3 protein-coding genes and 1 pseudogene are annotated in these 4,390 nt (G+C 43.5%); all 4 read right to left on the reverse strand.

Annotated features, from left to right (window positions below; genetic code table 11):
• Window positions 1-329: GAD-like domain-containing protein (locus H5200_RS22745; RefSeq protein ID WP_310737061.1), on the reverse strand; the 329-nt coding region annotated here is incomplete at its 3' end.
• A 7-nt stretch (window positions 330-336) separates the two neighbouring features.
• Window positions 337-1,209 carry a polymorphic toxin type 15 domain-containing protein gene (locus tag H5200_RS22750; RefSeq protein WP_259399269.1) on the reverse strand — a complete coding sequence of 291 codons (873 nt, stop codon included), beginning with the start codon at window positions 1,207-1,209 and terminating at the stop codon, window positions 337-339.
• Window positions 1,210-1,575: 366 nt separating this feature from the next.
• Window positions 1,576-2,436 carry an immunity 49 family protein gene (locus H5200_RS22755; RefSeq protein ID WP_182762761.1) on the reverse strand — a complete coding sequence of 287 codons (861 nt, stop codon included), beginning with the start codon at window positions 2,434-2,436 and terminating at the stop codon, window positions 1,576-1,578.
• 13 nt (window positions 2,437-2,449) lie between these two features.
• Window positions 2,450-4,390 (reverse strand): annotated as a pseudogene (locus tag H5200_RS22760) (type IV secretion protein Rhs); the annotation flags it as partial.

The following is a 4,390-nucleotide window of genomic DNA, read 5'->3' on the forward strand; positions in this document are numbered from 1 at the left end:
CTGATTTCCACAGAATGTCCGGTTTTCTCACCGTAGAGTTTTAAATTGCCCCAGGCATTACGCGCTATAACATAATAAATATCATCTTGCTCAAACGGGGTGTCTTCTAAAAATCGGTCAAGAATGTCTTGATAATCCGCTGGATTTGTCAGCCAAAATAAACCATCGGCAAAGCCGCTAAAACCGAGTATTTGCCAGTATTCAAGTAGCTGGTCAGGCAGTTTCCCTCGATACGCTTCTATATCAGCGGTAGTCGCGGGTACAATTGTTGTTGGTTGGCCAAACTCGCTTAAAAAAAAGGCTAAATCGTCATCATTCGTTTCTATCATGGGTTCTCTACTTTTTATTTAACGGGCAGCGCTCAAGTTGAATGTTCAACTTAGCATCTGGGCCATGTTTTTTAAATGCTTTTTCAACTTGCTCATCCATTAATTGCACGCGTGTTTTATCCCCTTTTTTACTCCCTATAGGTGCTTTAGCCCACTGCGGACCTAAAGAGCCATTAACTCGTTTATCGCCCATACGCGATACGCTATCAGAACCGCCTGCGCCCATGTCAGGGTCATGTAATGCATGTAAATTGTCCATAATTTCTGTTGTTCTTTGTGTGGCTAATGTTTTGGCTTTAATTGGAGACATTTTCTTTTCATATGATTCTTTTAGTGACTCAAATAAATCTGATTGGAACTCCTCTCTAAAATCATCTTGCGCAGTTCCAGTACCTTTGCGCCTCATCTTTTTGTATCGCTCGCGGTTTTCTCTGTATTCACCAATGGTTAAATCATTCAAGCCATTTTCTTGATGCTTAAGCTGCCTTGCGTAATTATGCTCTAAAGCGCGTAAGTCGCCTTTATTTCTTTTCCTTAAGCCATCACTTGGTTTAAAACAAGGCACTTTGTAAGCGTTCATTTTTAATCGAAGTGGGTGAGTGTTTTTACCCTGAGTCCCTTTTAAATCATTTCCTTTCGGCGGCTCAAGCTCATTGGCAACGGTTTTCTTCGGTTTGCCTACTATACCCGTGCTTGCCGGTGGCTCAAACTCATCGAGGGCTTTGTTTACGCGATTACCAATTTCGTTTGCGGCGTTTTTTACCCCTTGATCTATTTTTGGGGTGACTTCATCAAGCTGTTTGACCATGGCTTGCATGCCGTCAATGGCTGAGTCTGGCAGTAGGAGGTCGTATTTCCAGCTGGTTGAAATATCTTGCAAGGTATCTCTAAAGCCTTTGATTACCGCTTTGACTTCACTGGCGGCTTGTTTGCCTAAATCCTGCCAGTTTATCTCCCGTAAGTATTTTACTGGGTCACCTTTGCCTACTTTCGTTGGGTAAAGAGTCGGAACACTGCAATAGCGCCTTCCATCGATTCGTTGCTGTCATTGGCTTTATCATCAAATAATAATTCGTTGTGGGCTGCGGGGGAATTATGTCGTGGGGTAAACCCGCTGCTACGAATGCGTAGACTCGAATTTACTTGTGCAAAAATGAAAGGCAGGGCACTAATCAGCGGCTGTATTAGCGCCTAGCCTACCAACATCCATGTTGTTAAAGAGCGAGTAATTATTAATACGTTCAGTTTATTCTGGTTTTGGTGGGTTTACATTAATTAACCAATCAGGAATATACTCATTTTCAACGCTGAGCTGATAGCCTTTGACTTCTTTAGCGATAACAGCCATTGCGGTTAGTGGTATTGAAATGGCGCCACGGTCATTCCACATGCGCTCTTCATCACTGTAATATTCTTGGTGCAGTAATAAAGCTTTTTCCATGGTGCTGTTGTAGGCTTGCTCACCATTTTCGGTGAAAATCGCTTCGATAACAGAGACCAACGGCCACTTGAGACGACTGGCATACAAATACGCTTCATCAATAGGGTAATCATCCGGGTTAGAGGTGATATACGCTTGCTCTAGCAGGTGCGCTAAGTCGGCGCTTGGGGCGAACAGTCCTTTGAGTAAATCAGCTAAGGCATAATCAAACGGTTTGAGTTGATTGCCGTAATTAGAGTTTACAAACACCTCATTGTCGATGGTGGTTAAAAAATCTATGGCGTCTTGGTTGCGTACGATAATCGCGGCATATAAAGCAAGTAGCCAAACAGGATGCTCTGCATTTTCAGGGTTTTTCTTGCCAACCACCTCTAGGTATTCATCGTCATAAAAAAATGGAAAGGCTTGACCATCATTGGCGTTACTTTGAAAAATACCGAGGCCTAATTGCGATGCGCGTAGCAAGTACAGCCAAGCATGATAACCATTGGGGTTTTCAATGGCTTCCATTGGGAATGATTCAATTAAATTTCGTTTAAATTGAGTTTGCAGCCCTAAACTTGGGTTTTTTTGGATGCGAGGAATGTTTTTTTCTTCGTGTTTTTTGTATCGCTCACACATGTGTTCATAACTTACTTTTGCAAAGCTGTAATGGCTTTTAATCATCTAAAAAATCTCCTTAAAATCCGATATCAAAAATAGACACATCAATAACGTCAATTAGTCCATTGTCATTGGCTTTTTGTTGTATGCCAATATACTCTAGCGTTCCATCTAGTTTTGCGTCTTCTAGTGAATCTAACATATCTTGAATACCTTCAACCTGCTTAGTAAAGGCTTTTTCGCCGACTTTACCATAGCGAGGGTCTTTTGTGAGGCGTTTCATCTGCTCGGTATAATTATCAATCACAGAATCCATGTACTTGGCGGAGCCTTGCTGTGCACGTTCCTCTCCAGCTATTCTGCTACCCCATGTTGCATTACCGCCTTTGGCTTCCATGATAAGGACTTTACCATCTTCGATGACATACACTTGGTCAAACTCGCCTTGTTTGCCGTTACCGGGTAATTTGGTGTTTAACGGTTTGGCGTTAGGGTAATTTTGTTGTACGTAAATGCGTGCGGCTTCTTCACCTAAATCTTCACTGGCCAATCGCATGGCTTTTTGTGCATCTGTTAATGCTTTAGCGTCGCCTGCCAGTAATGCAGCGTCACGTTGTGCAACGGCTTTATTACGTGCTGTTTCTAATGTTTTTAAACGCTTTCTTGCGGCTGAATCTAAGTTGCTGTGTTTAATTTTTAGTTTTTGTGAAATGGTGTTAAACACATCGATTTGGTCAGATACAGTAACTAACGCGCCATTTTCATAACGCAGTTTCGGTGGTTTACTCCCATCTATGCGCTGTATGATAACTTTACCGTCTGCATTGGTGTATGCACGGTAGTTGCCACGAATATCATCGGGAAGATTCTCTAATAAATAGTCAGCATGGGCTTTGGCTGACACCTGCGTGGTTACGCCTCGGTTGGTACCTGGTTGTAATGTCGCATCGGGTTTGTCAATGTGCTCAATTAATTTAGGTTGCTCAGGCGACACGGTATGCGAGGTGGTTTTGTTAAGTTGCTTGCGTTTGAGTATGTCGGCCATCTCGACTAATGAGCGATTCGCATTGACGAGATGCTTGGATTTACTTGCCGCAGAGGCTGCGGCTCCCGCACCGCCCGTTAACAGCGCTAATAATATCTCAAACGCCATAACACCGGTTAAACGTTGTTTATCAACGTAGGAATGCGCTTCAATATAGTCATACGGGAAGCGCGCTAATGCACTGCGGGTGTCTGCATCGTCCATTAAGGCAAGTAATAGTTCAAACGCCTGTGATAATGCGCTGGTCGTTTTTTGGCTAAAGGCTAAAATGGTTTCAAGTTCTTGTTTAACAGCGTTTTTATCACCACTTGCAACGGCGTCAATCATTCTAAAACAGGCCGAATACACACTGATATTGATATCAATCCCTAGTACGACTAAATCAGCGATACCCGTTACAAGGGATTTAGCGCCTTGATACAGACCCGTTGCTCTTGCGCCGGTTTCAATCATCCATTGGGTAAAAAAGTCTTCTTGCTCAAAAATGGCATCCCCAATCGCGGCTTGCCTGCGAATTTCATCAAGCATGGAGGTAAGGTGTTGATTGAATTCTTTGCGCAATTGAATAAGGCGTTGCTCATCGGCTTGGGTGGTTGCTGACAATGTCACTTGGCTTTTACCTTGTGGTAAATTAGCCAAGGTTGCTACGCCATTCGCCAGGGTGCCGGTGTGTTCAACACCATCATTATCAATAATATGGTAGTCAACACCTTCAATGGCAGAGCCATCCTCGTAGAAGTATTCAAGTTCAAGCTGAGCGAGTGCGCCTGCAGATAGCGTATTGTCACTTAAATCAAACGCGGTGATTTGGCTAATACTCGCAGGACTTGAGGCACTTGGGCTACTGGCTGTTTGCGGGCTTTCTATATCGTAATCAACTGGCCCATCAAAGGTGACAATGTTGCTGTCGAGGGTGAGTATATTGGTAGCGATGATGGTGGCGTTGCCTTGGCTATCGAGTTTAATTTCGCC

Source organism: Pseudoalteromonas sp. SG43-7 (genome assembly GCF_014164295.1).
Taxonomy (GTDB): domain Bacteria; phylum Pseudomonadota; class Gammaproteobacteria; order Enterobacterales; family Alteromonadaceae; genus Pseudoalteromonas; species Pseudoalteromonas rhizosphaerae.

Excerpts from the sequence above, each read along its gene's own strand:
- H5200_RS22755 (WP_182762761.1), bottom strand. The coding sequence starts at position 2,436 with ATGATTAAAAGCCATTACAGCTTTGCAAAAGTAAGTTATGAACACATG.